General features: G+C 70.9%; 21 protein-coding genes. 13 read left to right on the forward strand and 8 right to left on the reverse strand.

Going from position 1 to position 26,885, the window contains the following annotated elements:
• Positions 1 to 30: 30 nt before the first annotated feature.
• Positions 31 to 528: a hypothetical protein gene (locus WME75_RS37455; protein ID WP_437495003.1), complete on the reverse strand. Its 498-nt coding sequence runs from the start codon at positions 526 to 528 to the stop codon at positions 31 to 33.
• A gap of 511 nt (positions 529 to 1,039) precedes the next feature.
• On the opposite strand from WME75_RS37455, the gene WME75_RS37460 reads away from it, so the two are divergent.
• Positions 1,040 to 1,777 (forward strand): metallophosphoesterase family protein, encoded by a 738-nt coding sequence (locus tag WME75_RS37460; RefSeq protein ID WP_437481273.1) that lies wholly within the window; start codon positions 1,040 to 1,042, stop codon positions 1,775 to 1,777.
• 151 nt (positions 1,778 to 1,928) lie between these two features.
• Here the strand turns inward: WME75_RS37460 and WME75_RS37465 are convergent, their stop codons facing one another.
• On the reverse strand, positions 1,929 to 2,798 hold the full coding sequence (locus tag WME75_RS37465) for a class I SAM-dependent methyltransferase (RefSeq protein WP_437481275.1): 870 nt from the start codon (positions 2,796 to 2,798) through the stop codon (positions 1,929 to 1,931).
• A 121-nt stretch (positions 2,799 to 2,919) separates the two neighbouring features.
• Positions 2,920 to 3,165: a DNA-directed RNA polymerase subunit omega gene (gene rpoZ, locus WME75_RS37470; protein ID WP_437481278.1), complete on the reverse strand. Its 246-nt coding sequence runs from the start codon at positions 3,163 to 3,165 to the stop codon at positions 2,920 to 2,922.
• A gap of 149 nt (positions 3,166 to 3,314) precedes the next feature.
• On the opposite strand from rpoZ, the gene pyrH reads away from it, so the two are divergent.
• The 3 genes from pyrH (at position 3,315) to WME75_RS37485 (ending at position 6,502) form a co-directional block, all read left to right on the forward strand.
• Complete coding sequence (gene pyrH, locus WME75_RS37475) at positions 3,315 to 4,076, forward strand: UMP kinase (protein WP_437481281.1); 762 nt, start codon at positions 3,315 to 3,317, stop codon at positions 4,074 to 4,076.
• Positions 4,077 to 4,209: 133 nt separating this feature from the next.
• Complete coding sequence (locus WME75_RS37480; protein WP_437481284.1) at positions 4,210 to 5,280, forward strand: peptidylprolyl isomerase; 1,071 nt, start codon at positions 4,210 to 4,212, stop codon at positions 5,278 to 5,280.
• Entirely contained in the window at positions 5,267 to 6,502 is a 1,236-nt protein-coding gene (locus tag WME75_RS37485; RefSeq protein WP_437481287.1) for a KamA family radical SAM protein, read from the forward strand. The genes WME75_RS37480 and WME75_RS37485 overlap by 14 nt, the downstream gene beginning before the upstream one ends.
• A 9-nt stretch (positions 6,503 to 6,511) precedes the next feature.
• On the opposite strand, the gene WME75_RS37490 is transcribed toward WME75_RS37485, so the two are convergent.
• Positions 6,512 to 9,211, reverse strand: a complete 2,700-nt coding sequence (locus WME75_RS37490) for a protein kinase domain-containing protein (protein ID WP_437481290.1) — start codon at positions 9,209 to 9,211, stop codon at positions 6,512 to 6,514.
• 671 nt (positions 9,212 to 9,882) lie between these two features.
• Here WME75_RS37490 and WME75_RS37495 point away from each other — a divergent pair.
• The 8 genes from WME75_RS37495 (at position 9,883) to nusB (ending at position 19,083) form a co-directional block, all read left to right on the forward strand.
• A complete protein-coding gene (locus WME75_RS37495) occupies positions 9,883 to 11,448 on the forward strand; it encodes an acyl-CoA carboxylase subunit beta (protein WP_437481293.1) in 1,566 nt (521 codons plus the stop codon).
• A gap of 321 nt (positions 11,449 to 11,769) precedes the next feature.
• Entirely contained in the window at positions 11,770 to 12,339 is a 570-nt protein-coding gene (locus WME75_RS37500) for a hypothetical protein (protein WP_437481296.1), read from the forward strand.
• A gap of 664 nt (positions 12,340 to 13,003) precedes the next feature.
• Entirely contained in the window at positions 13,004 to 15,676 is a 2,673-nt protein-coding gene (locus WME75_RS37505) for an Rne/Rng family ribonuclease (protein WP_437481299.1), read from the forward strand.
• A 6-nt stretch (positions 15,677 to 15,682) separates the two neighbouring features.
• Positions 15,683 to 16,045 (forward strand): PilZ domain-containing protein, encoded by a 363-nt coding sequence (locus WME75_RS37510; RefSeq protein ID WP_437481302.1) that lies wholly within the window; start codon positions 15,683 to 15,685, stop codon positions 16,043 to 16,045.
• 17 nt (positions 16,046 to 16,062) lie between these two features.
• Positions 16,063 to 16,806 (forward strand): riboflavin synthase, encoded by a 744-nt coding sequence (locus WME75_RS37515; protein WP_437481304.1) that lies wholly within the window; start codon positions 16,063 to 16,065, stop codon positions 16,804 to 16,806.
• Entirely contained in the window at positions 16,751 to 18,031 is a 1,281-nt protein-coding gene (gene ribB / locus WME75_RS37520) for a 3,4-dihydroxy-2-butanone-4-phosphate synthase (RefSeq protein WP_437481307.1), read from the forward strand. The genes WME75_RS37515 and ribB overlap by 56 nt, the downstream gene beginning before the upstream one ends.
• Positions 18,032 to 18,134: 103 nt before the next feature.
• Positions 18,135 to 18,644 (forward strand): 6,7-dimethyl-8-ribityllumazine synthase, encoded by a 510-nt coding sequence (ribH, locus tag WME75_RS37525; protein WP_437481309.1) that lies wholly within the window; start codon positions 18,135 to 18,137, stop codon positions 18,642 to 18,644.
• A 16-nt stretch (positions 18,645 to 18,660) separates the two neighbouring features.
• Positions 18,661 to 19,083 (forward strand): transcription antitermination factor NusB, encoded by a 423-nt coding sequence (gene nusB / locus WME75_RS37530; RefSeq protein ID WP_437481311.1) that lies wholly within the window; start codon positions 18,661 to 18,663, stop codon positions 19,081 to 19,083.
• 19 nt (positions 19,084 to 19,102) lie between these two features.
• Here the strand turns inward: nusB and WME75_RS37535 are convergent, their stop codons facing one another.
• The 4 genes from WME75_RS37535 to WME75_RS37550 form a co-directional block, all read right to left on the reverse strand.
• Positions 19,103 to 21,565, reverse strand: coding sequence for an endonuclease MutS2 (locus WME75_RS37535; protein WP_437481314.1), 2,463 nt, complete (start codon positions 21,563 to 21,565; stop codon positions 19,103 to 19,105).
• Positions 21,565 to 23,511, reverse strand: coding sequence for a sigma 54-interacting transcriptional regulator (locus WME75_RS37540; RefSeq protein WP_437481317.1), 1,947 nt, complete (start codon positions 23,509 to 23,511; stop codon positions 21,565 to 21,567). The genes WME75_RS37535 and WME75_RS37540 overlap by 1 nt, the downstream gene beginning before the upstream one ends.
• Positions 23,512 to 23,561: 50 nt before the next feature.
• Positions 23,562 to 24,611 carry a hypothetical protein gene (locus WME75_RS37545; protein ID WP_437481320.1) on the reverse strand — a complete coding sequence of 350 codons (1,050 nt, stop codon included), beginning with the start codon at positions 24,609 to 24,611 and terminating at the stop codon, positions 23,562 to 23,564.
• Between the two features lie 83 nt (positions 24,612 to 24,694).
• Positions 24,695 to 25,693, reverse strand: a complete 999-nt coding sequence (locus WME75_RS37550) for an NAD(P)H-dependent glycerol-3-phosphate dehydrogenase (RefSeq protein WP_437481323.1) — start codon at positions 25,691 to 25,693, stop codon at positions 24,695 to 24,697.
• A 109-nt stretch (positions 25,694 to 25,802) separates the two neighbouring features.
• Here WME75_RS37550 and WME75_RS37555 point away from each other — a divergent pair, with 109 nt between their 5' ends.
• A complete protein-coding gene (locus tag WME75_RS37555; RefSeq protein ID WP_437481325.1) occupies positions 25,803 to 26,876 on the forward strand; it encodes a hypothetical protein in 1,074 nt (357 codons plus the stop codon).
• Positions 26,877 to 26,885 lie beyond the last annotated feature (9 nt).

Consider the following 26,885-nt stretch of genomic DNA (forward strand, 5'->3'; position numbering starts at 1 on the left):
GCAAGCAGCTGGCGCGCGGCGCCCCCTGGATCAGTCGTCGCCGCGCTCGTAGTCGCCCGGATCGAGCGCGGCGTCGGTCTCCTCGCCGGCAGCGAGCCGGCGCGAACGGACCGCGTCCAGGGCGATGTCGATCACCTCGAGCCGCGTCGACGGGGCGTAGTACTCCTTCTCCGAGACCTGCGGCAGCTCCGCGAGCCTGGCCGCGACCACCTCGCGGTCGTCCTCCGCCAGATCGAGCGCCGCCGGATCGCCGCTCAGCGAATCCTCGGCCAGATCCCGCGCGACCTCCGCGCCTGGATCGCGCGAGAGCGCCTCGCGGACGAAGAGCACCGGGCTGAACGCGAGGTAGACCGACTCGAACTCCAGCTGCCAGTAGGTCGGGTCCTCTCCGTCCATGCGCCACCACGACGCGTGCCGGCGCCGGATGACCTCGCCGAAGTAGACGCCCGCCATGTGCGCGACCACCGGCAACGCCTCGACCCTCTCCGACGTCGCACCACGCGCCTGCTCGAGGTAGTGGTCGAGCACGGGCAAGGTCTCCGGCCGATAGTCAAGACGTACACCGAGAGCGCGCTCCACAAACCGCACGCACCCCTCGGCGAGGTCTTCCACGGCGGGTGGCGGAGGCGGCGCGGGCGGCGCGACAACAGCTGCAGCGGACAGACCAGACTCGGCGGACCGCTCCGCAGAAATCGGAGAGGCACCTGCACCGTTCTGTTTGGTATTCATGGGCTCCACGCTATCCTTCTCCGGTGCGGGTGGCCGCTAGTCAACGTGGTCGTGCTGGGAGCGCCTCCGCAGGCTCGGTGATCGCAGCAGTCCGGGTGGTTTCGGAAGTTTCGGGATCTTCGGGATGGAACGCGGCCGGCCCTCCAACCTCCTCCAGGAGGTTCCGGGCGCAGCGGAAGCATGGGGCGCCGGAGCTGCTCCGAGAAGCCGGCACCCCTCAACCCCCGCCCGACCAGTCCGACCGTGGATTCGGGTTTGAATTCCTAACGGAAGTCGAGGCCTTCGTGCTAAGCTCCGCCCTCGCGCCGAAATGAGACTCGGGATTTTCAGCGATACGCACGCCAACTACGAGGCGCTCAGCGCTGTGCTCGAGTCCTATCGCCACGAACGCATCGACGTCTATTACTGCCTCGGGGATACGGTCGGCTACGGCGGCTCGCCAAACGAGTGTGCCGACCTCGTCCGGAAGGTGGCCAAGAAGACGATCCTCGGCAACCACGATGCGGCCGTCGCAGGTCGGATGGACTACTCGTACTATTACGAGGCTGCCCGGCAGGCGCTCGACACGCACGCTGCGATGCTCTCCTCCGAGAACGCAGCCTGGCTCCGGAGCCTGACGTATCAGGAGAAGTTGACGGACATCAACGTCGACCTCTGCCACGGCTCGCCCGTCCGGCTCGAGGAGTTCGAGTACATCTTCGCCCCTGAGCAGGCGCGCGAGTGCCTACCGATGTGGAACGAGCTCGGTCACATCACGCTGATCGGCCATTCACATCTCTGCAAGGTGTTCGCGCTCACGCCGAACAGCGTCGAGGAGCTCCCGGCTGTGGACTTTCATCTCGAGCAGGGGCGCAAATACATCGTGAGCGTCGGGTCGGTGGGACAGCCGCGGGACTACGACAACCGCGCGAGCTACACGATCTACGACAGCGACACGAAGCGCTTCGAGTTCAAGCGCGTCGAGTACGACATCGAGACGGCGGCGGAGAAGGTGCTGCGCGCCAAGCTCGAGCGCAACTTCGCCCACCGGCTCTACATCGGCGTCTGAGGCGACCGGCGCACGGCGCTCGTACGGCAGGCGCGCGCGCGTTCAGTCGTCCGGCGCGTGCTGATGCGAGGGGGACCGGGGGGCTGGCTGTTGCCCTGCTGTCCCGGGTCTTTCTCTGGCGACGCGCACGCTTCGCGGCCGCTCCCGGGGTTCAGGACCGGCCGGCTCGAACGGTACGGCGAGGCCGGCAGTGATAGAGCAGCATGCTCGTCTGGTTGTCAGGCGGCGCTGCGGAAAAGTCGCTGCGGAGCTCCGTGAGCTCGAAGCCGTTGTAATGGAGCAAGGCTTCGAGCTCCTGCGGATAGAACTGACGATGGGCGAGCGGCGTCATCCATCGCTCGCCGCCGTTCACGGCCGTGAACTCCATCGAAACGAACAGGATTTGCCGGACCTTGTCGTAGTCGAACCGCTCGGTGTACCGGACGACCTCGCCTGGACCGTCCTTTGCGGGATACCGGAAGCGCGGCGTGGCATAGGCGCGATCCGGATCGCGCGCGAGCTCGGCCGGTTCGGGCATGGACACATCGAAGACGAGCTCGCCCTTCGGCGTCAGATGTTCGCGCGCTCGCGCAAGGAAACGCTCCACGTCGGCTCGCGTATACAGATGCAAGAACGCGTTGAAGGGGCAGAGCACGAGCGGAAAGCGGCGCCCTAACCGCAACGCCCGCATGTCGCCCCGCCGCAAACTCACGCGGGAGGAGACGCCGCGCGGCTCCCGCCCGAGCTGCGCGCGCAGATCGCCGAGCATCGGCGCCGACAGATCCACGCCCGTGATCCGGACCCCCGCCCTCGCGACAGGCAGCGTGATCCGCCCGTTACCGCAGCCGTATTCGAGCACCGGCCCGCCGGACGCCACGGCGAGGTCGACGTAGTAACGGACGTCATCCTGCCGGCGAGCGTACGTCTTCGAGTAATACGCCGGATCCTCGTAGTGGGCCGACGTCCCCGCCTCGAGCTCCGGATCGCGACGCTGGCCGGAGCTCGAAGACCGCCTCGTGCGCGTCGTGGCCTCAGCTTTCATGCGAAGCAACAGATCAAGCGTAGCGCTGGCACAACGACGGGAGCGCGCTGAGGAACAGGGCCCCGACGGAAGCGTGCATCACCCGATGCACGCTCGCCCGGTGCGCCCTCAGCGCTGGCCGTCAGCGTTGCTGGCCGTTGGCGTTCTGCTGCTGGAGCCACTCGCACACGACCTCGTGGGAGCTCCGGTGGAAGTGCACCTTGCCCGCCGCGATCTCTCGAAGGCTGGTCACGGCAGGCTTGTTCTTCGTCTTCACGAGGGCGTCCGAGCCCTTCATGATCTGCCGCGTCCGGTTGGCCGCAAGCACGACGAGGGCGAAACGGTTTTCCTCGCGTTCGAGGCAATCTTCCACAGTTACACGCGCCATAGGGGGGCCGAGAGTAGCGCCCTGCCCCGTCAAACGCAAGGCACATGCCGCCCGGTGGCTCTGCACCCCGCGGCGCGCTGCCACGTCACCGATCGATGGTGCACGTTGCTCGTTGCCCTCGACGCAGGTCCCGACTACGAGGTGCGACCGTGGCCGCTGAGCAGGATTCCCTCCTTCCCCCTCCCCCTCGCCCGGCCCCCGGGCTGAAATACCGCCGCATCGTGCTCAAGCTGAGCGGTGAGGCGCTCTGCGGCGAAGAAGGCGGATTCGGCATACGCCCCGAGACGCTCCATCACGTGGCCAGCGAGATCGCCGAGCTCCAGCGGATGGGGGTGCAGATCGGGGTCGTCGTGGGCGGCGGCAACATCTTCCGCGGGCTGAAGGGCGCGAGCGCGGGCATGGACCGCTCCCAGAGCGACTACATGGGCATGCTCGCCACCGTCATCAACGCGCTCGCCCTGCAGGACGCGCTCGAGAAGACGGACGTGCCGACGCGCGTGATGACGGCGATCGAGATCCGGCAGGTCGCCGAGCCGTACATCCGCCGCAGGGCGATGCGTCACCTGGAGAAGGGCAGCATCGTCATCTTCGCCGCGGGCACGGGCAACCCGTTCTTCTCAACCGACACCGCGGCAGCGCTGCGGGCCATGGAGATCCAGGCGCAGGCGCTGTTCAAGGCGACCAAGGTCGAGGGCATCTACGACCGCGATCCCGTGCGCCACGTAGGCGCGCAGATGTTCGCGCACCTGAGCTACGACCGCTTCCTCGCGGACAGGATCGGGGTCATGGACTCGACGGCGGTCACGCTCTGCCGCGAGAACAAGATGCCCATCCGGGTGTTCAAGCTCATGACCCGCGGCAACATCCTCCGGGTGTGCAGGGGCGAGGAGATCGGCACGATCGTCGACTGAGCGCGCGCGCCCGAGCGCCCCGCGGCCCCCCGCGCGGGCGACGAGCCGAGGCACCCGCCAGCGCGCGCGCCGACGTGAACCCGGCCGGCGCCCCCGCGAGCCACGAGGAACCGTGCTAGACCCCGAGCCAGCAATGATCCGAGCTCCGGTGCGCCGATCCCTGCTCGCTATCTCGCTCGCCGCGCTCGTCGTGAGCTGCGATGAGCCCGCTCTCCAGGCCCCGTCGGACGCGGGGGAGCCGGTCCTCGGGCTCACCGCGGAGCAGTCGACGCGCGTGCTCGCGAAGGTCGGCGACAGGGTGATCACCCTGGGCGACTTCGGCAGGACGCTGGAGCGGATGGATCAGTTCGATCGGCTCCGCTACCAGACGAAGGAGCGACGCCGCGAGCTGCTCAGCGAGATCATCGACGCGGAGCTGCTCGCCTTGGAAGCCAGGCGCCGCGGTCTCGAGAAGGACGCCGCGGTCGAGGACGCGATCCGGCAGATCCTCCGCGAGGCGATGATCGCCCAGGCGCGGAAGGGCCTGCCCGCGCCGGCCGACATCCCGGCCTCCGAGGTGCGCGCGTACTACGAGGCGAACGCCGACAAGTTCAGCGAGCCCGAGCGAAGGCGCGCCGCCGCCATCGTGGTCGGCGACAAGGCGCTCGGGGAGAAGGTCCTCAAGGCGGCGCAGAAGGCCGGGAGCGGCAGCGCATGGGGAGAGCTCGTGCTCAAGCACTCGCTCACCGCGCCGAAGGACAAGAGCGCGGCGCCACCGCTCGACCTCGCGGGCGAGCTTGGCATCGTCAGCCCGCCCGGCGATCCGCGCGGCGCCCACCCGCAGGTCCCGGAGCCGGTCCGCGCGGCCGTCTTCCGGATCGGCAGCCTGGGGGCAGTGAGCGACGAGCTCGTCGAGGCCGACGGCCGGTTCTACATCGTCCGCCTGAGCGGGCTCACGGGCGGGCACCGGCGCGAGCTCGCGGCGGCCGAACGCTCGATCCGCGTCGCGCTCCTTCAGCAGAAGATGCAGGAGCAGGAGCGCGCCATCGAGGACGAGCTGCGGAAGAAGTTCCCCGTCGAGATCAACGACGCGGCGCTCTCCTCGGTGAAGCTGCCACAGCAGCTCATGCAGCCCGGGAGCACGCCGCAGCCCGATCCCGCGAAGCCCAGCGCGCCGCAGCCGGCCGGCGATGCCGCGCCCCCATCGAGCGATGCGGGCAGGTAGCGCGCTCGTCGCCGCCACGCAGCTCGCCCGGCGACCCAGCGAGGACGGCGCGAGCGCCCGCGCTGTTGTGCTGCCGGAGCCCCCCGTGGCGCTCGCCGCGGGCGACCAGCAGGCAGCGCGTCCGGCCCGCGCGAAGGCGCGGACGAGCGACTGGACATGGCAGCTGCGCCATGCGCTCTCGAGCGCCGACGATCTCCACCGGACGCTGTCGCTCACGCCGGAGGAGCTCGCGGGCGCGAGGCGCGCCGAGAAGGCCGGGCTGCCCATCCGCGTCACCCCGTACTACCTGAGCCTCTGCGACAAGAGCGATCCGGCGTGCCCGGTCCGCCGGCAGTGCGTGCCGCTCGCCGACGAGGCCGCCGAGGTGCCCGGCGACCTCGTCGACCCCCTCGGCGAGGTCGCGCACGAGGTCGCGCCCCACCTCGTGCAACGGTACCCGGATCGCGCGCTGCTCCTCGCGACAGATCGCTGCGCCGTGTACTGCCGCTTCTGCACCCGCTCGCGCATGGTCGGCGACGGCGGCGGCGCCGTCGCGCTCGAGCGCCTCGCGCCGGCCATGGCCTACCTCGAGGCGCACCCGGAGGTGCGCGACGTCATCGTGAGCGGCGGCGATCCCCTGGCCGTCTCGACGGACCGCGTTGTGCGGCTGATCGCCCGGCTGCGACAGATCCCGAGCGTCGAGACGATCCGCATCGCCACGCGCGTGCCGGTCACGCTGCCGCAGCGCATCACCGCAGAGCTCGTGCGCGCGCTCAGGCCGCACCATCCGCTCTGGGTGATGACGCACTTCAACCACCCGAAGGAGCTCACGCCCGCCGCCGAGCGCGCCTGCAAACGGCTCGTCGACAACGGCTTCCCCGTCATGAACCAGACCGTGCTGTTGCGCGGCATCAACGACGACGCGACGACGCTGGCGGCGCTCTTCCGGGGTCTCGTGCGCTGGCGCGTGCGCCCCTATTACCTGCTCCAGATGGACCCCGTGCGCGGCACCGCGCACCTGCGCACGCCGCTCGCCACCGGCATCTCGCTCATGGAGCAGCTCCAGGGCCGGCTCACCGGCATCGCGCTGCCGAAGCTGATCGTCGATACGCCCGGAGGGATGGGCAAGGTGCCCGTCGGCCCGGACTACGTCGTCGACCGTCGACCCGGGCGCACCGTGCTCCGCACACACCGCGGCGTCGAGGTCGAGTACGTCGACCCCCCGCCGCAGCCCGGCGGCTGAGCCGTCCGCTCAGCGGCCCGGGCCGCGCGAGAGCGGCTTCGCGATCCGGAACGACAGGTTCAGGGCCCGCGCGATGCCGAAGAAGCGGGTGCGCGACGCGCTCCTGCACTGCTGCGAGTCCGTGGCCCAGCTCCCGGAGCGGGCGATGCGCCACGGCGGCGCGTCCCCGCCGGCGTCGGCGGCCGACTCGATCTCGCGCGACGTCTCCGCCCACGACCTCTCGCCGTTCACGTCGGCGACCCACTCGCGCACGCCGCCCGCCATGTCGCGCACGCCGCAGGGCGACGTGTCGATGGGGAAGGTCCCGACCGGCTCCAGCTGCGACAAGAAAGGTCGCGACGAGCGCATCAAACAGAACGTCGGATCGAAATGGTCGCCCCACGGGTAGAACCGGCCGTCGGTCCCGCGCGCCGCCTTCTCCCACTCCAGCTCGGTCGGGAGCCGGACCTCGATCCCGTCGCGCTCGCTCCGGAAACGGCAGTAGGCCACGGCGTCGAACCAGTCGATGAGGATGACGGGCAGGTTCCAGAGGTGCCCCTCCTCCGCCGGGAACCGCTTCTGCGCGTCGCCTTCGACCACGGTGGGCAACGGCTCCCAGCCGCCGCCGCTGGCCGGCCGCGCGACGTAGCCCTCGGAGCCGCGCGTCCCGTGCGGCGCGCGCTTGAGCGCGAGGTCGAGATCGCGCGTCTCGAGCTCGTTCAAGAACTCGCAGTACTCGCGGAACGTGACGGGAAATTTCGCGATCGCGACGTCGGGTACGTGGAGCTCGGCGCGACGGAGCGGATCGTAGGCCTGCGCGTCGCCGCCGGCGATGAAGGTCCCCCCGGGGATGTAGACGAAGCCCTCGCCGATCTCGGCGTCGGTGTAGAGGTTCACCTCGACGCGGTGGTGGGTGCCCCGCTTGAGCAGCAGCGGGTAACGCACGTCGCGGTGACCGGCGCGCTTCAGGATGAAGAGGTAGCTGCCCGGCTTGAGGTGCACGTCGCGGAGCGGCGTGCGGCCAAGCGCGCGCTCGTCGCCCGCCATCAGGATGCGATCCTTCTCGACGTAACGGTACGCGACGACGCTGGCGCCAGGCGGCGACGAGTCGACCGAGAGGACCGCGTCGGCGGTGAGCAGCGCGGTGTAGCGCCCCACGTCGAACTCCGCCACGAGCGCCTCGTGGTAGATGCGCGCCGCGTGCTGGTGCTCCTGGTCCGCCCGCACCGCGCGCGACCAGTACAGGTCCGCGAGCCCGGCGCGCGCCTCGACCAGATCCGGATCGTACGCCAGCGCCTTCGTGTAGAGGTCGATCGCCTCCGCCGCCGCGCGCGCCTGCTCGCGCTCGACCCCGGCCGCGCTGTCCTCGAGGTGCCAGCCGGCCCGCTTGCGCTCGATCGGCTCGTACTCCTTCACGTCCTTGAGCAGCCGCCGCGCCTCCTCGACGAGCCGCTCGCGCTCGCTGTAGAGCCGCCGGTCGCGCTCGAGCGGGGCCTTTGCGAGCTCGCAGAGCTTGATCGCCTCCTCGCGTCGGCGCATCCGCTCCTTGGCGCCCTCGAGGAACGCCTCGGCCTCCGCCGCGACGCGGTCGGCGGTCGGCGGTCGCTGATCGGGATCCTTCGCGAGCATCGCCAGGCAGAGGTCCTCGAGCAGCAGCGGGCAGCTCGGCGAGATCGAGCGCGGCGGTCTGGGGTCGCGCGTCTGCGTCGCGAGGATCACGGCGAGCACGGTCTGCGCGTCGAACGGGTGCTCGCCGGTGAGGATCTCGTAGAGCACCACGCCGAGCGCGAAGATGTCCGCGCGGTGATCGATCCGCTTGTGGTCCCCCCGGATCTGCTCCGGCGCGATGTACCCGGGCGTGCCCGAGAGCGCGCTCGCGACCGCCTCGTGCCGCTTCCGGCCGAAGTCCTGCCCGCCCGGGTCGATGGCGATCGGCTCGCTCACCTCCGTCCTCGAGAGCAGCTTCGCGTTGCCCCAGTCGCCCAGGTACACCTCGCCGTAGTCGCCGAGCAGCACGTTCTCCGGCTTGATGTCGCGGTGGGCGACGCCTCGCCGGTGCGCGTACGCCAGCGCCCGCGAGATCTGCACGAACGCGCCGATGAGCCGGACGAGCGGCCACTGCCTGCGGAGCTCGGGGGTCGTCAGCACGTTCTGCAGGCTCTGCCGCTTGACGACCCGCATGGAGTAGTAGGGCTGGCCGTTCGGCAGCGTGCCCAGGTCGTAGACCGGGATGATGTTCGGGTGCTCGAGCTGGGCCGTGATGCGCGCCTCGGTCCGGAAGCGGTTGCCCACCGCGGAGTCCGCCTCGGCCCCGGGCTTCAGCGTCTTCAGCGCCACCACGCGCCCGATCTCCCGGTCGCGCGCCTTCACCACCTTCCCGGCGCCCCCCGCCCCGAGCGCCTCGCCGACCTCGTAGCGGCTGCCGCCGGTGTTCACGGCGCGCGTGGCGGAGGTCGCGAGCGTCGGGAAATCGGCCACGACCTCCTCTCCCGGCAGGTCGATCTCCCGCTGCGTGTCGAAGCGCAGCGCGTCCGGATCGTCAATCTGCGGCGCGAGGGCGCGCGCGACGGGCGGGCTGCGCCCCTCCTGCGCGAGCAGCTCCGGCAGCGCCGCCAGCTGCTCCGGCGTGAGGATCCCCTCGAAGAGCTCCTGGGGCGTCGAGGCGCCGCCGAGGGTCCATCGGCAGGCCAGGTCCCAAAGGGCGTTGGGCTCGATGAGCCCTCGCGCCACGGCGGCGACTGCCAGGGCACGAGCCTCGCGAGTCTGAGCGAGCTTCACTCGAGCGACCTCTCGTCCGAAACGATCTCACCCTGCGACGCGAGGCGGAAGGCCACGCCGGAACCGCCGAGCGCAAGGCGGCGCAAGCTGCGAGGGCGTAGCGCTCCCGCGACGGCGCCAGGGGTGCCGGTGCCGCGGTTCCATGCGCATCCGACGAGGCGCCGCACGTCAGCTGCCGTGGCAGGCGACCGCGCTGCTGCCGCACCGGCCCGAGCTGCCCCGTTGGAAGTCGCGACGCGGCAGGGCCAGGGCGGCGATGGCAGCCCCTGCGCCCCGGTCCCCAGAGACTCTACGTGTCGGAAATTCCTGCATTTCCCAGCGACAAATGAGCGCTGCCCAGGTTACGTGGTGTCCCCTCGCCTGTGCAAGAAAGTAGGGGGCGGTCCTCCGGCGCCCGGTCATTTTTCGTCGCATGTACCCGCGCGTCTCACGTTTCGTGCGTCCCGCACGTTTCCGCCGACCTTGTCAGGTGTCGTCGTTGTTGTGTACCCGCGGGGTGGGTCCGTCGTCCCATCGCGCCGGCACAGGGGTCCGCTGTCGCGCCGGCCTGCTGCGCCGGCCCCTCCGTCGCGCACGACGGGGTTTTCGATCCCCGTGGGGGTCCATGGTAGGTAGGGCGCGCCATGGCTGATCCGACGGCCCTGAGGCCTCCGGCGCTCGCTCGCCTCGACGAGATGAACCGCCGCGCGCTCGACGGGGGCGGGAAAGATCGCATCGCCAGGCAGCACGAGGCCGGCAAGCTCTCCGCGCGGGAGCGCATCGACCTGCTCCTCGATCCGGGCTCGTTCGTCGAGATCGACCGGTTCGTGGTCCACCGGTGCGCCGACTTCGGCATGGACCAGCAGAAGGTCCTCGGCGACGGCGTCGTGACCGGCTGGGGTCTCATCGACGGGCGCAAGGTCGTGGTGTTCGCGCAGGACTTCACCGTGATCGACGGCTCGCTCTCGGGCGCGTTCGCCGCGAAGATCTGCAAGGTGATGGACCTCGCGATGAGGGTGGGCGCCCCCGTCGTCGGGCTGAACGACTCGGGCGGCGCGCGGATCCAGGAGGGGGTGGAGTCGCTCGCCGGTTACGCCGACATCTTCCTCCGCAACACGCTCGCGAGCGGGGTCGTCCCCCAGGTCAGCGCGATCCTCGGGCCGTGCGCGGGCGGCGCCGTCTACTCGCCCGCCATCACCGACGTCATCCTGATGACCGAGCGGACGAGCTACATGTTCGTCAACGGCCCCGAGGTCATCAAGACGGTGACCCACGAGGACGTCACCAAGGAAGAGCTAGGCGGCGCCGCTACCCACGCCGCCAGGAGCGGCATATGCCACCTCACCGCCCCCGACGACCGGGCGGTGCTCGCGCAGGTCCGCGAGCTTCTCTCGTTCCTGCCCTCCAACAACACCGAGGCTCCGCCGCGCCGCGGCGCGGTCGATCCGGTCGATCGGGAGGTGCTGGAGCTCGACACGATGCTCCCCATCGAGCCGTCCGGGCCGTACGACGTCAAGCGGCTCGTCCGGGCCGTGGTCGACGACGGTTGCTTCCTCGAGATCCACGCGCGCTACGCGCAGAACATCGTGGTCGGGTTCGCCCGGATCGGCGGCGCGCCCATCGGGGTAATCGCGAACCAGCCCCAGGTGCTCGCCGGCTGCCTGGACATCAAGGCCAGCATCAAGGCGGCGCGCTTCGTCCGGTTGTGCGACTGCTTCAATGTCCCGCTCGTCACGCTCGTGGACGTCCCAGGCTTCCTCCCGGGGCTCGACCAGGAATATGGCGGGATCATCGCTCACGGAGCGAAGCTGCTCTATGCGTTCGCCGAGGCCACGGTGCCCAAGATCACGGTGATCACCCGCAAGGCTTACGGCGGCGCCTACGACGTCATGGCGTCCAAGCACATCCGGGCCGATTACAACCTCGCCTTCCCGACGGCCGAGATCGCGCTCATGGGCCCGGAAGGCGCGGTGAGCGTCGTCTACGGCAGGGAGATCCAGCAGGCGACGGACCCGGCCGTCGCCCGCGCACGCTTCGTCGAGGACTACAAGACGAAATTCGCCAACCCGTACAAGGCGGCCGAGCTCGGCTTCATAGACGAGGTGATCTACCCTCGCATGCTCCGCATTCGACTGGCCCGAGCCCTCGACCTCCTGCGCGGCAAGCGCGACAAGAACCCATCGAAGAAGCACGGAAACATCCCGCTTTAGTAGAATTTTCGGGCAGCTCCGACCCCACGAGAGCCCCGCTCAGCGAGAGTTCAGCCCGCAAAACCGCGTAGAACGCCTGGAAAGGAGGGAGCCGGATCGAGCGACGCCGTTGCGCGGCCGATCCCAAGCGTGTAAAAACAACTTGCGTGGCTGTTTTTCTTTGCTCTCCACGCGCGACGCTTCTCTCTGACCAACGATCTGCACGAGCGCACCCTGGGGCCGGTCGCAGGAGAACGGGTGGTTTGGCGGGCATACCGAGCGTTGGGGGGGTCGCCGAGTATACGAATGAGGGGTCGGTTGGGTTCTGTGGAGGTATTGGGCATGAAATCTTGGGTATTCGCTGCGTTTTTGATTTCCGGTTGCGCCCTCGTAGCGTGCGGTGACGACAACTCCAACCCGCCGAGCACCGGCAGCACCGCGAGCGGGAGCGGGAGCGGGAGCGGCGGCTCCGGCGCCAGCGGCGGCTCCGGCGGCAACGGCGGCGAAGGCGGCAACGGTGGCTCGGGCGGCGACGGAGGCGCGAGCACCACGAGCTCTTCCTCGACGGGGACCCCGACCCCGACCTGTGATGACGAGACGGACACGTGCGGCAGCGACACGAATACGGGCTGCTACAAGTGCGCCGCCGAGGGCGCGTGCAGCGACGTCCTCGACAACTGCCGGGGGAGGAACGGGGATGGGGGCAATGGGGGTGGGCCTACGCCCTGTATTGCCCTGGCGAGTTGCATGGATGGCTGCTCCAAAGAGGAAGATCCGGCCACGTGCGTAGAAGAGTGCCGCACGGCGAACGAGGCCGGGGTGGAGGCCTACGACGCCGTCACCAAGTGCATTGTCTGTGAGCAGTGCGCCAACAACTGCGGTGCATCCGAAGAGCCGCTGTGCGCGATGTGAGGCGCTGACCAACAGCAGGTCATCTCCGAAGGGGGCGTCCGATGGCCGCCCCCTTCGGCCCTTTGTACGCTCCCCGGCACGACCGCCGTCGTCCGGACTCCGCAGCCCCCGCGCAATCTGCTGTAACTGCATTCACGAAGCACGCGCGCTCGGCGAGCGGCTCGCCAGCGCTGGCCGAGATCAGGCGCAGGAGGGCGGCACCGTGCCGGCGAGGCCGCTAGGACGGGTGCGGCCGGACGCCGAGCGAGGGCCGCCTGCTCGCCGCTGGGAGAACGCCGTCCCGGGTTGGCCTGGCCCCGTCCCGGGTCGGCCTGGCCCCGTCCCCGGTTGGCCTGGCCCCGTCCCGGGTTGGGCGCTTGCTCCCGGTGGCGGCGCCTTGGCCGGCGACGGCCCCTTGGCCGGCGACGGCCCGCGGTCCAGCGCCCCCCGGCCAGAGAGTGGGTCCAGTGCCAGACGCCGCCGTCGCTCGGGACCGGCAGCAGGCGCCGCCGTTCCTCGGGGCGGAGCGGCGAATACGCGAGGTAGCTCACGTACTGGCGACCGGCCCGCCTCGGCGATCTCCGTCCCCACGCCCTCAATCGCGCAGCGCGCTCCGGGTTGCGCCTTCATGGCCCGGGCAACCCGTGGTAACGCTTGGCGGCGCCGCCGATGTGCGGCATCCGACATGGGAAAGAACCTTCTCGTCATCAATGTGGACATCCGCGAGACACGCGTCGCGCTGATCGAAAATGGGATCATCGCCGAGCTGCATCTCGAGCGGGAGAGCTCCAAGGGGACGCTCGGAAACATCTACCTCGGCAAGGTCAGCCGCGTTTTGCCCGGAATGCAGGCCGCGTTCATCGACGTGGGGCTCGAGCGAGCCGCCTTCCTGCACGTCGAGGACCTCATCCGGCCCGACGATTTCGAGGCATACCTGGCTGGTCACCGCCGTCCCGCCGAGGAGGAGCGCGCCTCCTCCCGCGGCCGCGCCGCGCGCGCCAGCGAGGCGCCGGGGCATGCAGAAAGCGAGGCGCACGAGCTAACCGGCGCAGAGGCCGCGCCCGAGGGCACCGACGCGGCAGCCGAACGCCACGAGCCCCAGGAGGGGGCGAATTTCGGGGCCGAAGAAGGGTTCGAGGCCGAAGACCCGCTCGCGGCGGACAGCCCGCTCGACGAGGCGAGCGACGTGCCGATCGAGCTGCCCACCGCGCTCGACGTGCTCGGAAGCGCCTCCGGACAGGTGTTCACCGGCGTGGGCTCGATGGTGACCCTCGACGAGGCCGACGACGAGCGGGCGCCGGAGATCGACGGCGGACACGTGCACGGCGGCGCGGACGACGACGACGAAGAGCTTGTCGCGCCAGGCGGCGGCGACGACGTCGACGAGGGCGGCCCGGAGGAGTCGGGCCCCGGCGAAGCGGAGGCGGAGGACGACGACGAGCTCGACACGCCCGCCTACGACGTCGAGCCCGCCTCCCCACCGCCGGAAGATGCCGCCGACGTGTGGAGCGCGGACGTGGAGCGCCCGGAGACGCGCAGCGACGCCGCGGACAGCGGGGAGACAGAACCGGCGGCAGCGAGCGCATCGGACGAGCCCGTCGCGCATGCCGCCGGCGAGTGGCCGGCCAGGCAGGAGGCGAGCGCGTCGCCGGCCACCGAGGGCGCCGTCACGGCAACCGCGCCGGGCGATGAGGTGCCGCCGGCAGCGCGTGCGCGCAACGGCAACGGGCGCACACGCGGACGGCGGGAGGCGCGCGTGCGCCGGTCGGGACGGACGCGCGACCGGCGCGCCAACCTGGAGGGCGCCAGCGGCGCGCCCGAGGGAGTGGTCGCCACGGAAGCGCGCGAGGCGCCGCGCGAAGGGCGTGAGGGACGCCAAGGACGCGAAGGGCGCGAGGCGCCGCGCGAAGGACGTGAGGCGCCGCGCGAGCCGCCGCGCGAAGGACGTGAGGCGCCGCGCGAGCCGCCGCGCGAAGGACGTGACCGGGGCGGGAAAGGACAGCAGGGCGGACGCGAAGGGCGCGGGCGCGAGCAGCGGACGCGAGAGCGCGGGCGCGAGCCGCCGCGGGACGGCAAGGGCAAGGGCGCCGCGCGCGGCCAGCAGAACGCGCGCAACTGGCAGAACGAGCCGCCGCGCATCTCGAAATCGACCCCGATCCGCGAGGTCGTCCGCGAGGGGCAGGAGGTCATCGTCCAGATCTCGAAGGAGCCCATCGGGACGAAGGGCGCCCGGGTCACGAGCCACATCTCGCTCCCCGGCCGCTATGTCGTGTACCTGCCGACGGTCGATCACATCGGGATCTCGAAGCGGATCGGCTCGGAGAAGGAGCGCTCCCGGCTGCGCGACGCCATCGAGGCGATGAAGCCGCCGCAGGGCGGGCTCATCGTGCGCACGCTCGCCGAGGGCCTCACGAAGAAGCAGCTCAAGGCCGACGTGGGCTACCTCGTGCGCCTCTGGGGCGAGGTGGCGAAGAAGCGCGAGAGCGACGTGAGGGCGCCGGCGGTGCTCTACACCGAGCTCGACCTCGTGCTGAAGACCGCACGCGACCTCTTCACCGACGACATCGAGAAGATCGTGATCGACGACCGCGATGAGTACATCCGCCTGCGGCGCTTCGTCGAGATGTTCATGCCCGAGCGCGCCGACGCGGTGGAGCTCTACGAGGGCACCGAGCCGATCTTCGACGCGTACGGGATCGAGGACGAGATCCAGCGCGCGCTGTCGCGGAAGGTCCCGCTCCCGTCGGGGGGGCACCTGATCATCGATCAGGCCGAGGCGCTCACCGCGATCGACGTGAACACGGGGCGGTTCGTCGGCAAGGGGTCGAAGGATCTCGAGGAGACGATCCTGACCACGAACATGGAGGCGGTCGAGGAGATCGCCTATCAGCTCCGGTTCCGCAACATCGGCGGGCTGATCATCCTCGACCTCATCGACATGGAGCGCACCCAGAACCGGGAGAAGGTGCGGCGCCGCCTCGAGGACCTGCTCTCCAAGGACAAGGCGAAGACCACGCTGAACCGGATCTCCGATCTGGGCCTCATCGAGATGACCCGGAAGCGGACGCGGGAGAGCCTCGGGCGGACGATCCTCGAGCCGTGCTTCTACTGCGACGGGACGGGCCAGCTGCAATCCAAGCAGACCGTCGCCTACGAGATCCTGAGGCAGATACGGCGCGAACGGATGAACCTGCCCGGCTACTCGGTCGTGGTCAACGCGCATCCGGCCGTGATCGACCTCCTGAAGAACGACGAGCGCATCGCCGTGCAAGAGGCGGAGCGGCTGTTCCAGCGCCGGATCGATCTCGTACCCCGGAAGGAGTACCACCTCGAGCAGTTCGATCTGCAAGGTAAGTAAGGCGCCATGGCGGACGATCAGGGTTCTCCGGAGAGCATCGACGCGAAGACGGGACGCAAGGAAGAGCGCGTCACCATCAACAAGGAGTTCGAGTCCTATGACGCGTTCATCAACGAGTACGTGACGAACATCTCGCGCACCGGCGTGTTCGTCCGATCGAAGACGCCGCTCGCCGTCGGGACGCAGGTGAACCTCCGGTTCACCGTGATCATGGACGACATCGAGACGATCGAGGGCGTCGGCGAGGTCGTGCGTGTGCACGACGATCCGCAGGGGATGGGCGTCGTCTTCACCGAGCTGTCGAGCTACTCGCAGGGGCTCATCGACAAGCTCCTGACCAGCCAGGGACACCGCACCTCGAAGGAATAGGCAGAGGGGCGTCGGCGATGTTCACCGGGCTTGTCGAGACGATCGGGATCCTCCGCCGCCGGAGCGGCGGCGCCGTGGCCCGCGCGCTCGTCGAGACGAGCCTCGGGCCGCTGACGCTCGGCGAGTCCGTGAGCGTGAACGGCGCCTGCCTCACCGTCGATCGCATCGCGCCCGGCGGGTTCGAGTGCGACATGTCCTCCGAGACCCTCGGCCGCACGACGCTCGGCGCGCTGCAGATCGGCGCGCGGGTCCACCTCGAGCGGGCGACGCCGCTCGGCGCGCGCATGGGCGGGCACGTGGTGCTCGGCCACGTCGACGGGCTCGGCCGCGTCGTCGAGCAGTCGCGGGCCGGCGACGCGGTCCGCCTGAGGGTGAGCGCCCCGGACGAGCTCGCTCGTTTCCTCGCTCCCAAGGGCTCAATCGCCATCGACGGCGCGAGCCTCACGCTCAACGACGTGTCCACGCCAGGCTCCGCGGAGACCTGGTTCGACGTGATGCTGGTGCCGCACACCATCGGCCGGACTCTCCTCGGCGAGCTCCGCCCCGGCGCAGCCGTCAACCTTGAAGTTGACGTGCTCGCGCGCTACGTGGCGCGGACGCTCCAGGTCGCGTCGCTCGCCGGCCTGCAGAGCTTCTCGAGCAGGGACGCGCGCGACGGCGATGCCTCTGCCGAGCGCGGCGAAGAGCGTGGAAATACGGGAGAGCATGCGGATCACGACGAACGACTCCTCGCAAAGCTGCGCGCGGGGGGATTCTGGTGAGGCGCTGTCCGCCTCGAGCGGCAAGCTCGGCCTCGACATGACGTCCGGGGGTCCGATGCCTCACCGGCTGACCATCGACAAGGCGGTCCTCGACCGCGTGAACACCGCGCTGGATCACATCCGCGCGGGCAAGATGGTCATCCTGGTCGACGACGAGGATCGCGAGAACGAGGGGGACCTCTGCATGGCGGCGGAGGCGGTGACCCCCGAGGCCATCAACTTCATGGCGATGCACGGGCGCGGCCTCATCTGCCTCGCCCTCGACGAGGAGCAGGTCGCGCGCCTCGAGCTGCCGATGATGTCGGCGCCGGGGCGGAGCGGGCCGCCGCTCGGCACCGCCTTCACCGTGAGCATCGAGGCGCGCTCCGGGGTGACGACGGGGATCAGCGCCGCCGATCGGGCGCACACGATCCGGGTCGCGAGCGCGCGCGACGCCAGGCCGGAGGATCTCGTCACGCCGGGGCACGTCTTCCCGCTGAAGGCGCGCCGCGGGGGCGTGCTCGTGCGGACGGGGCAGACCGAGGGGTCCGTGGATCTCGCGCGGCTCGCCGAGCTGCGGCCGGCGGGCGTGATCTGCGAGATCATGAACGACGACGGCAGCATGGCCCGCATGCGGGACCTCGAGGTCTTCGCCGCGAAGCACGGCCTGCTGATCGTGACGGTGGCGGACCTCATCCAGTACCGGCTCCAGACCGAACGGCTGGTCCGCCGCGTGAGCGACCGGACGCTCCGGCTCGACCTCACGGGCACGGAGTGGACCGCGTACGTCTACGAGATCATCAACGAGCAACGGCAGTTCCTCGCGCTGACCAAGGGCGTGGTCGCGACGACGGAGCCCATCCTCTGCCGCGTGCACTCCGGCTCGACCGTCGCGGATCTCTTCAGCTCGACGCCCTTCGACGGCGGCTCGAACCTGCGCGAGGCGCTCCTCGCGATCGAGGGCGCCGGCGTCGGGGTGGTCGTCTACATCCCGTCGCGAGGGGACCTGAGCCGCGAGCTGGAGCAGCTGAAGGGCCCGGGCCCCGACGAGAGCGCCCCCGTGGTGAGGACGCAGCAGCCGTCGACGCTGCGGGAGTTCGGCCTCGGCGCGCAGGTCCTGGCGGACCTCGGGGTGCACCAGATCCGGCTCCTCACGAACAGCCAGCCGAAGATCGTCGGGATCACCGGCTTCGGGCTCACCGTGACCGAGCGGGTGCCGCTCGTCTCGATGAAGGGCGACGCCTGACGCGCGCTGACGCGCACGGGTCGCGCAGGTAGAAGGGGCGCTCGGATCAGGATCGCGAGCGCAGCGACCGCGCACCCCGCGCGGCAGGAGAGAGGAACGGCGGATGGCAGAGCAAGCGGTCGGGCAGGCACAGGCGAGGGTGATCGAAGGAAACCTGGTGGTCCCGCCGGGGGCGCGCTTCGCCGTCGTGGCGAGCCGCTTCAACCACTTCATCGTCGACCGCCTGGTCGAGGGCGCGCTCGACGCCATCGCGCGGCACGGCGGCGCCCTCGAGCGGACCTCCATCGTGCGCGTCCCGGGCGCGTGGGAGATGCCCACCATCGTGGGGAGGCTCGCGCAGAAGAAGAGCGTCGACGCGATCGTCACGCTGGGCGCCGTGATCCGGGGCTCCACCCCGCATTTCGACTACGTGGCGGCCGAGGTCACGAAGGGGATCGCGACCGTTTCGCTCCAGACCGGGGTGCCGGTCACGTTCGGGGTCCTCACGACCGACTCGATCGAACAAGCGATCGAGCGGGCGGGCACAAAACATGGCAATAAGGGGTGGGAGGCCGCCGTCAGCGCGATCGAGATGCTCGCGCTCGGCGCGGCGCTGGACGCAGCTGGCCTCTAGACGAAGGTTCTGAGAGATGGGTGCGCGTTCTACCGGCCGCGAGGCGGCCTTGCAGATGTTGTTTGCGTTGGAGGCCGGCGGAAACCCGGCGCCCCGCGTCGTCGCGAGCTTCTGGCGCGAGACGCCCGGGGACCCGGAGGGGCGCGCCTACGCGGACGAGGTGGCGATCGGCGTCGCCAAGGACCTCGCGGCCGTGGACGAGGCGATCCGCAAGGCGAGCACGAACTGGCGCCTCGAGCGGATGGCGCGGGTCGATCGGAACGTGCTCCGGCTCGGCGCGTGGGAGCTCATGAACCACCCGGAGGTGCCGCGCGCGGTCATCCTCGACGAGGCGGTCGAGCTCGCCAAGCGCTACGGCAGCGAGGAGAGCGGCGCCTTCGTGAACGGCGTGCTCGACCGGGTCGCCGAGAACCTCGGCCGCGTCGACCGGGATCGCTGAGCGCCGCGGCGCGCGCGGCTCACCACTTCAGCCACGCGACCGTCACGCCGTCGCCGCCCTCGCTGGGGCCGCCCGGGCGGAGGCGCGCCACGTAGGGGCTCCCGCGCAGCGCCTCGCGGACGGCGTCGCGCAGGGCGCCCGTGCCGTGCCCGTGGACGAAGAACGTGACCCGGCGGCCCGCGCCGAGCGAGCGGTCGAGGAACTGCTCGGCCATCGCGACCGCCTCGTGCGCGCGCAGGCCGCGGAGATCCACGGTGTTGTCCGCCGTCTGGATCGGGACATCGGCGTCCGCCGCCGCGTCCAGGTCGACGCGGCGCTGCTGCGGCGCCGCGGCCGCCGGCGGCGCCGCAGCAGCGCCGCGCAGCTCGGCGATCGAGGTCGTGAGCTTGAGCGCGCCGGCGGCGACCCGCAGCTGGCCGCCCGAGAGGACCTCGACGACCTCGGCCTCGGCCCGCAGGCGAGGCACGTAGACGCGGGTGCCGACGCGGACGGCCGCCGGATCGATCGCCGGCCGCGCCGGCGGCTCGTCCCTCGGGCGGAGCTCGAGCTCGCCGCCGATCGACGTCTTCTGTCCGACCGCATCCATGGCGCGCGCGGCCGCCCGCACGTCCTCCTCGGTGGGCTTGCCGCGCAGCCGCGACTGCGCCGCCTTGAGGTCCTCGCGCGCGCGCCGCAGGCTGGCGAGCAGCGCCTCTCCCTCGCGCGTGATCACGCCGCGCTCCTTCTCCCGGAGGCGCTCGAGCTCCCCCTCCAGCTCCCGCCGCTTCGCGCGGGAGGCGCCCGCTTCCCGCTCGGCGTCCTCGCGCGCGAGCTCGAGCGCGCGGCGCTCGGCGGCGAGCTTCTCGACCATCTGCTCGAAGGTGACCGCCTCCTTGGTGAGGAAGCGCTCGGCCCGCTCGAGCACGGTGCCCGGGATCCCGAACTGCCGCGCGACGGCGAGCGCGCTCGAGGCGCCGGGCACGCCGACGACGAGCCGGAAGGTCGGGCTCATCGTGGCGAGATCGAAGCCGACCGAGGCGTTCTCGAAGCGCTGATCGCCCAGCGCGAGCGCCTTGAGGCCCTCGTAGTGCGTGGTGCAGGCGACGGTGCCGCCGCGCGCGCAGAGCGAGTCGAGCACGGCCGCGGCGAGCGCCTCGCCCTCGCGCGGATCGGTGCCGCCGGCGAGCTCGTCGAGCAGGACGAGGGCGCCGGGGCGCGTCTCGCCGAGGATCTGCCCGAGGTTCTTCACGTGGGCGCTGAAGGTCGACAGGTTCTTGTGGAGGTTCTGGTCGTCGCCGACGTCGGTCAGCACGACGTCGAAGAGCGCGACGCGGGAGCCGTCCCTCGCCGCGACCGGCAGGCCCGCGCGGACCATCAGCGCCGCGAGCCCGAGCGTCTTCAGGGCCACGGTCTTGCCGCCGGCGTTCGGCCCGGAGACGATCATCGCGCGGCCCGTGCTCATCGAGAGATCGCTCGGGACCACCTTCACGCCGTCGAGCGCGAGGAGCGGATGGCGACCACCGTTGAGGGCGATCGAGCTCGGCCGCGCCGCGGCCTCGGAGGCGCCGCGATCCACGGCGAACGCGCCCTCGGGGACCTCCGGGAAGGTGAGGTCGAGGTCGCGCGCGAGCCGCGCGGCGGCGGACCTCACGTCGGCGTGGGCCAGCGCGCGGGCGGCGGCCGCGACGCTCTCGATGTCCTCGGTCACGCGGGCGGTGAGCGCCGCGTAGATCGCCTGCTCCTCGCGCGCGACCTCGGCGTCGACCATCTTCATCCGGTTGCCCGTCTCGACGAGCACCCGGGGCTCGACGAACACGGTGGCGCCGCTCGCGCTGGTCGCGTGGACGATGCCAGGGAAGCGCTCGTGCGCGTCGGACCGCACCGGGAGCACGTAGCGCCCGTCGCGCTCGGTCCAGTACCGGTCCTGGAGGATGTCCTCGTGCTTCTGGATGAGATCCTCGAGGCGGCGGACGAGCCGATCGCGCACCGCGCGCCGCTCCGCGCGCAGCGCCTCCAGGCGGGGCGAGGCGCGATCCGAGAGCGTGCCGTCCGGATCGAAGGCCGCCGCGAGATCGCGCGCGACGGCGTCGAGCTCCGGGTTGGTCGCGCACGCCGCGTAGAGCGCGGGCGCGATCTGACGCCGGCTCTGCAGGTACTGCCTCGCGGTGCGCGCAGCATCGAGCAGGCCGAGCACGGCGCGGAGCTCCTCGTTCGCGAGCGACGCGCCGATGCGCGCGCGATCGAGCGCGTCCTCGAGCTCCGCGACGTCGCGCGCCGGGACCGGCTCCCCAGCCCGGGCGAGCTCGACCGCCTCGCGCACCTCCGCGAGCGTGGTGAGCGCCTCGGCGCGCGTCGACGCGAACGGCAGCGCCCGGGCGAGCCGCTTGCCGGCGCGCGACGCGCAGCGCTCCGCGAGCGCCTCGAGGATGCGGTCCCACTCCAGGTCGGCGCGGGTCTTGGTCGGACAGGGATCTGCGAAGGGCCCTTCGGGGTTGTATTCCATCACGCTTCGGTCGGATCGCGGGCCACGCCGCCGGCCCCGCTCGGCATCGGGTTCTGCTCCTTCTCGAGGTAGCGGAAGATGGTGCGCGGGTCGACGCCGAGGTCACGCGCCGTCTGCGTGCGGTTGCCGTTGTTCCGCTCGAGCGCCTCCAGCACGTACCGCCGCTGGAACTCCTCCTTGGCCTTCTCCAGCGGCATGACGGACGCCTCGGCGCCAGGGCCGAGATCGAGATCCTCCACGGCGAGGAGCGCCTGATCGCAGAGGACGAGCGCCTTCTTGATGCGGTTCTCGAGCTGCCGGATGTTGCCCGGCCAGGAGTACTTCTTGATCGCGGCGAGCGCGGCGGGGCTGAAGCCGCGCACGGCGCTGCCGAGCTCGTCCGCGTACTTCGAGAGCAGGACCTTGGCGATGATCAGCACGTCGTCGCCGCGCTCGCGGAGCGGCGGGAGCCACAGGTTCACGACGTTGAGCCGGTAGTAGAGATCCTCCCGGAAGTTGCCGGTGCGGATCTCCTCCTCGAGGTTCCGGTTTGTGGCGGCGACGATGCGGATGTCGACCTTCTCGGGCTTCGAGTCGCCGACGCGGAAGACGACCCGCTCCTGGAGGGCGCGGAGGAGCTTCACCTGGAGGTTCAGCGGGAGCTCGCCGATCTCGTCGAGGAACAGCGTGCCCTTGTCGGCGACCTGGAACTTGCCCGGGCGGCTGGCGATGGCGCCGGTGAAGGCGCCCCTCACGTGGCCGAAGAGCTCGCTCTCGATGAGGTTCTCGGGGATCGCGCCGCAGTTGATGGTGACGAAGGGGCCGCCCTCGCGCGGGCTGCGCCGGTGCAGCTCCTTCGCGATGAGCTCCTTCCCGGTCCCCGTCTCCCCGGTGATGAGCACGCTGATGTCGGTCGCCGCGACCTTCTGCAGCTTGCGGAACACCTCGAGCATCGATGGGCAGACGCCGATGATCTCGCCGAACTTCTTGTCGTGCAGCTCGGCGACGAGCTTGGCCTTGTCGGCCCTGAGGGCGTTCAGGAGCATCGCGTTCTGGAGGATGAGCGAGGCCTGGGACGCGAAGATGCTGAGCAGATCGAGCTGGGCGCGATCGAAGAGGTGCTTGATCTTGTCGTTGCCGACGTAGAGCGCGCCGAGGATCTGGCCCTGCGACAGGAGCGGCGCGCACATCACGCTGGAGAGCTTCATCGCGATGACGCTGTCGCTCCGGCCAAACTGGGTGTCGGCGAGCGCGTCGGAGACGATCACGGGGCGGCCCGAGGCGATGACCTGCCGCACGATGCTGTCCGAGATCCCCCCGGCCGCGTCGGTGATGGCCTCCTTGCGGATGTTGCGCGACGCGCGCACCGCGAGCTTGCGGTCGCCGCCCGCGGACGTCGCGGCCGGCGCGCCGCCGCGGACCGCCGAGTCGGCCGCCGCCTCCGCGCCCTCGAGGAGCAACAGGAAGCCCTTGTCGGCGTGGGTCAGCTCGATGACGTCGTCGAGCATCGCCTCGAGGAGCTCGTCGACGCTGCGCCGGTTGATGAGCTTCTCGCTGAACGCGAACAGCTTGCGGACGCCCGCGAGCTCCGACGAACCCTGCGGCGGCGCGGGCCGCTCCGACTCGCCGTCGCACGCCGGGAGCCGCTCCTGGACGGTGGGCGCATCGGCGAACATCGAGAACCCGACCTCCACCGTGCCGAGCTGGAGCCGGTCGCCGTGCACAAGCCGGGCGCGCCGCTTCTTCTTGCCGTTGATCGCGATCTCGCCGTCGCGCTCGCACTCCTCGAGCACGAAATCACGCCCGTCGAACACGATCTGCGCGTGATGATCCAGCACCCCCGCCCCCGCGACCGCGACGTCGTTTCCGAGCGCCTTGCCGAGCGTCGTGACCGGCTTGTGGACGCTGTACAGGCGTGGCGCGCCCTCGGAGGCGAAATACTTCAGGGTCGGCATCGAGAGCAGCATAGCAGGCGTGCCGCGGCCTCATGCAGCCGTGTTGGCCTGCACACCGCGGCTTACCAGAGCTCTCCGATGACGACCGCGCCCATGCCGCCTGGGTAAGGCACCATGCCGCCGCCGAGCACGCGCGCGAACGGGGGATCGCCGCGCTCCTCCTGCTCGTCCAGGGCGACGTCGCCGCTCGGGTCGGGCCTGCCGAGGAACAAGGCGCCCGCCACGATGCCGAGGGTGCCCGCCGCGCCCTGGGCGATGAGGCCGCGGCGAGGGTCGTGATCGCTGCCGATGTACGCGAAGTAGATGGGCAACGACACCACCGTGCCGATGCCGAGGCCGCCCCACATCCACGCGAGCTGGTTCCACGACGGCGTCCAGCCGATGGACAGGCCGACGGCGCCCGCGGTCGCGACGTTGAACCCGATCAGGCCACCGAGCGAGATGCTGTCGTTCGACTCGCTCCATCCGCCGTTGCTGGCGGCGGCCCCGAACTCGCTGCCGATGAGGGAGCCCCACACCGCGCCCGAGGCGATGAGCATGTTGGTCTGCGGCTTGGGCCGGAGCAGATGATAGAAACCCCAGCCCGCCGCGCCGCCGACGGTGGAGCCGATCACCTCGGAGGTGGCGAGCTCGAGGAACCCCCACTCCTTGCCCTTCCGCGCGCTGACGTGCTGGTAGGAGGCGATGCCGAGCCCCTCGCCCGCGCCGATCACCATGCCCGTGGCGATCGCCGAGGGCATGCCGCGCGGCATCGGCGGCGAGTCGAGGAAGTAGACCCCGACCGGCGCCGCGACGCCGAGGAGCGCGGGCGCGATGAACTGCACGCCGGGATCGTCGATGCCGACGAGCGCGTCGAACCAGATGCCGGTCCCCATGCCGTAAGCCACGGACGTGGCGTAGAGATAGCCGACCTCGAGCGGCGTCGACTTGGGCAGGCTCTTCTTCTGCGGCGGCGCGTAGGCGTAGCCGCCGTACGGGGCGCCGTACTGGCCCCCGTACGCGCCGCCCTGCTGGCCACCATAGGGCGGCGCGCCGTACTGGGCAGCGGCCGTCCAGCTGACGCTCGACACGAGGAGCGCGGAGAGGAGACTCACGAGAGGTCGCGTGTGCATCGCGCCGCCACTTTACACGCTCGCGCGAGGCGAGGCGCGCGGGCCGCGCGAGAAAGCGCCTTCCGGCGAGCCAGCCCCGCGCCTCACTCCTTCGTGAGGGCGCGCGTCATGAGGTCGACAACGGCCTGCGGCGGCGGCTTTCCCTCGTAGAGCATCCTGTACACCTCGACCGTGATCGGCGCGCTCACGCCCAGCTTGTTCGCGAGGTCGTACGCGCTCTTCGCCGTCTTCACCCCCTCGGCGACGTGGCCGAGCCCCTCGAGGATCTGCTCGAGCTTCCGTCCCCTGCCCATCTCGAGCCCGACGGTGCGGTTGCGCGACAGCTCGCCCGTGCACGTGAGCACCAGGTCGCCCATCCCGGAGAGCCCCGCCAGGGTGAGCGGGTTCGCCCCCTTCGCCGCCGCCATGCGGCCGATCTCCGCGAGGCCGCGCGTGATGAGCCCGGCGCGCGCGTTGTGGCCAAGGCCGAGGCCGTCGCAGATGCCGGCCGCGATGGCGACGACGTTCTTGAGGGCGCCGCCCACCTCGACGCCCACGACGTCATCGGACGAGTAGACCCGGAACCGATCGGTCGCGAGCATGCGCTGCACCGCGTGCGTCTCCGGCGGGCTCCTGCCCGCGACCACCACGGTGGTCGGCTGGCCGGCCGCGACCTCCCGCGCGAAGCTCGGGCCCGACAGGTACGAGAGCCGCGGCTCGGCCTCGCGCCCGAGCTCGTCGACGAGCACCTCGCTCATCAACATCAGCGAGTCGTTCTCGATGCCCTTCGTCGCGCTGCAGACGAGCGCGTCCCGCGGGATGTGGGGCTCGGCCTCGCGGACCACCTCGCGCAGCGCGTGCGACGGCACGACAACGACGACGAGCTCCGCGCCGCGGAGCGCGCCCTCGAGATCGCTCGTCGCGCGCAGGCTCGCGGGCAGCGCCACGCCCGGCAGGTACCGGGGGTTCTCGCGCTCACGGCCGATGCGCTCGGCGAGCTCCCCCTGGTGCGCCCAGAGCGCGGTGGGGTTGCCCTTGTCCGCCAGCAACTTCGCCAGCGCCGTCCCCCAGGCGCCGGCCCCGATCACTGCGACGTTCGCCATGGAGGCGACCCTACCATCACCCGCGCGCCCGGCCGAAAGCGACGTGCCCCGCCCGCGCGCCGTGCACGCGCGCCGCTCGATCCGCCGGTGTTTCGACTATGCTGCGCCCATGCTCTTCCGCACCGCCGCGCTGCGCGCGCTCGGCCTCGCGCTCTGCCTCTCCCTGCTCGGGACGGTGTGCGGCGCGTGCGGCCAGGGCGCGCTCGGCGTCATGCCGGGCATCGTGAACGATCCGGGGAACCTGTCGCTGCGCAGGGCGATCCTGTCCTTCGCGACGAGCCAGCTCTGCAGCGAGATGCGGAAGCGGAGCGTGCCGCTGCGCCTCCGCGACGAGGATCCGGTGACCGGCCGGTTCTACCCGGGCTCGTGCGTCGCCCAGGAGCTCGCGAACGGCCACCTCTTCCTCCAGTTCGGGGGCAGCGGCGTGGTCTGGACGAACCTGACGAAGCGCATGAGCTTCGATGCGAGCGCCGCCGTCGAGTACGATCACGACTTCCTGATGGATGGCGACACGATGTACGTGTACTTCCGTCAGCGATCGACCACGGCGGCGAGCTTCACGACCAAGCTCGTCGAGCAGCCCGCCGCGATCTCGCTCGGCGGCGTGTCGCTGGCCCAGGGCAGCGCGTACGCCAACGCGCTCGGCGCCCAGCTCGTGAAGACCGAGATCGCCCGGGGATTCACGGTCATCCGCGACGACGACGGCGCGGTGCAGTTCGGCCTCGGCATCATCGAGAAGGGGCAGCGGCCCCACGCTCCCTACGCGCGGCGCGAGAACGGCAAGCTGCTCCTGGCGAACGAGCGCACCGAGGTGCACCAGGGCCAGCGCGATTACATCGGGCCGCTGGAGATCACGGACAGCGGCGAGGCCATGACGCTCACGCTCGCCGTCGACGGCGCGCCGGGCGTGGACGTGATCCTCGTGCCCCGGGGCACCGGGGAGCAGTGGCTCCAGGCGTACCTGACGCAGCCCGCGCCGCCGCCGCTCTCCGCGGCGCCCCTGCTCGACGAACCGGTGTACTCCGGCGCCCCCTGGCGGCGGACGGTGCCGCTGCCCGAGGGGCAGTACTACCTGGTCATCGACAACACGAACGCCGCTGGGCGGACGCAGCCGACGACATACGCCCGCGACGACCGGGCCGCCCTGGTGAGCTACGCCGTCGAAATCGGGGACGCGCCCTGACGAGGGAAA

The organism is Sorangium sp. So ce1014 (assembly GCF_051521505.1).
In the GTDB taxonomy this organism is placed as follows: Bacteria; Myxococcota_A; Polyangia; order Polyangiales; family Polyangiaceae; genus Sorangium.

What these genes read in the sequence shown, in the direction of transcription:
- ribB (WP_437481307.1), top strand. Translation starts at nt 16,751, where the DNA reads ATGCGGATCACGACGAACGACTCCTCGCAAAGCTGCGCGCGGGGGGAT.
- WME75_RS37555 (WP_437481325.1), top strand. Translation starts at nt 25,803, where the DNA reads ATGCTCTTCCGCACCGCCGCGCTGCGCGCGCTCGGCCTCGCGCTCTGC.
- WME75_RS37515 (WP_437481304.1), top strand. Translation starts at nt 16,063, where the DNA reads ATGTTCACCGGGCTTGTCGAGACGATCGGGATCCTCCGCCGCCGGAGC.
- WME75_RS37495 (WP_437481293.1), top strand. Translation starts at nt 9,883, where the DNA reads ATGGCTGATCCGACGGCCCTGAGGCCTCCGGCGCTCGCTCGCCTCGAC.
- rpoZ (WP_437481278.1), bottom strand. Translation starts at nt 3,165, where the DNA reads ATGGCGCGTGTAACTGTGGAAGATTGCCTCGAACGCGAGGAAAACCGT.
- ribH (WP_437481309.1), top strand. Translation starts at nt 18,135, where the DNA reads ATGGCAGAGCAAGCGGTCGGGCAGGCACAGGCGAGGGTGATCGAAGGA.
- WME75_RS37540 (WP_437481317.1), bottom strand. Translation starts at nt 23,511, where the DNA reads ATGCTGCTCTCGATGCCGACCCTGAAGTATTTCGCCTCCGAGGGCGCG.
- WME75_RS37465 (WP_437481275.1), bottom strand. Translation starts at nt 2,798, where the DNA reads ATGAAAGCTGAGGCCACGACGCGCACGAGGCGGTCTTCGAGCTCCGGC.
- WME75_RS37460 (WP_437481273.1), top strand. Translation starts at nt 1,040, where the DNA reads ATGAGACTCGGGATTTTCAGCGATACGCACGCCAACTACGAGGCGCTC.
- WME75_RS37500 (WP_437481296.1), top strand. Translation starts at nt 11,770, where the DNA reads ATGAAATCTTGGGTATTCGCTGCGTTTTTGATTTCCGGTTGCGCCCTC.
- WME75_RS37550 (WP_437481323.1), bottom strand. Translation starts at nt 25,693, where the DNA reads ATGGCGAACGTCGCAGTGATCGGGGCCGGCGCCTGGGGGACGGCGCTG.
- WME75_RS37505 (WP_437481299.1), top strand. Translation starts at nt 13,004, where the DNA reads ATGGGAAAGAACCTTCTCGTCATCAATGTGGACATCCGCGAGACACGC.
- WME75_RS37535 (WP_437481314.1), bottom strand. Translation starts at nt 21,565, where the DNA reads ATGGAATACAACCCCGAAGGGCCCTTCGCAGATCCCTGTCCGACCAAG.
- WME75_RS37485 (WP_437481287.1), top strand. Translation starts at nt 5,267, where the DNA reads ATGCGGGCAGGTAGCGCGCTCGTCGCCGCCACGCAGCTCGCCCGGCGA.
- nusB (WP_437481311.1), top strand. Translation starts at nt 18,661, where the DNA reads ATGGGTGCGCGTTCTACCGGCCGCGAGGCGGCCTTGCAGATGTTGTTT.
- WME75_RS37480 (WP_437481284.1), top strand. Translation starts at nt 4,210, where the DNA reads ATGATCCGAGCTCCGGTGCGCCGATCCCTGCTCGCTATCTCGCTCGCC.
- WME75_RS37510 (WP_437481302.1), top strand. Translation starts at nt 15,683, where the DNA reads ATGGCGGACGATCAGGGTTCTCCGGAGAGCATCGACGCGAAGACGGGA.
- WME75_RS37545 (WP_437481320.1), bottom strand. Translation starts at nt 24,611, where the DNA reads ATGCACACGCGACCTCTCGTGAGTCTCCTCTCCGCGCTCCTCGTGTCG.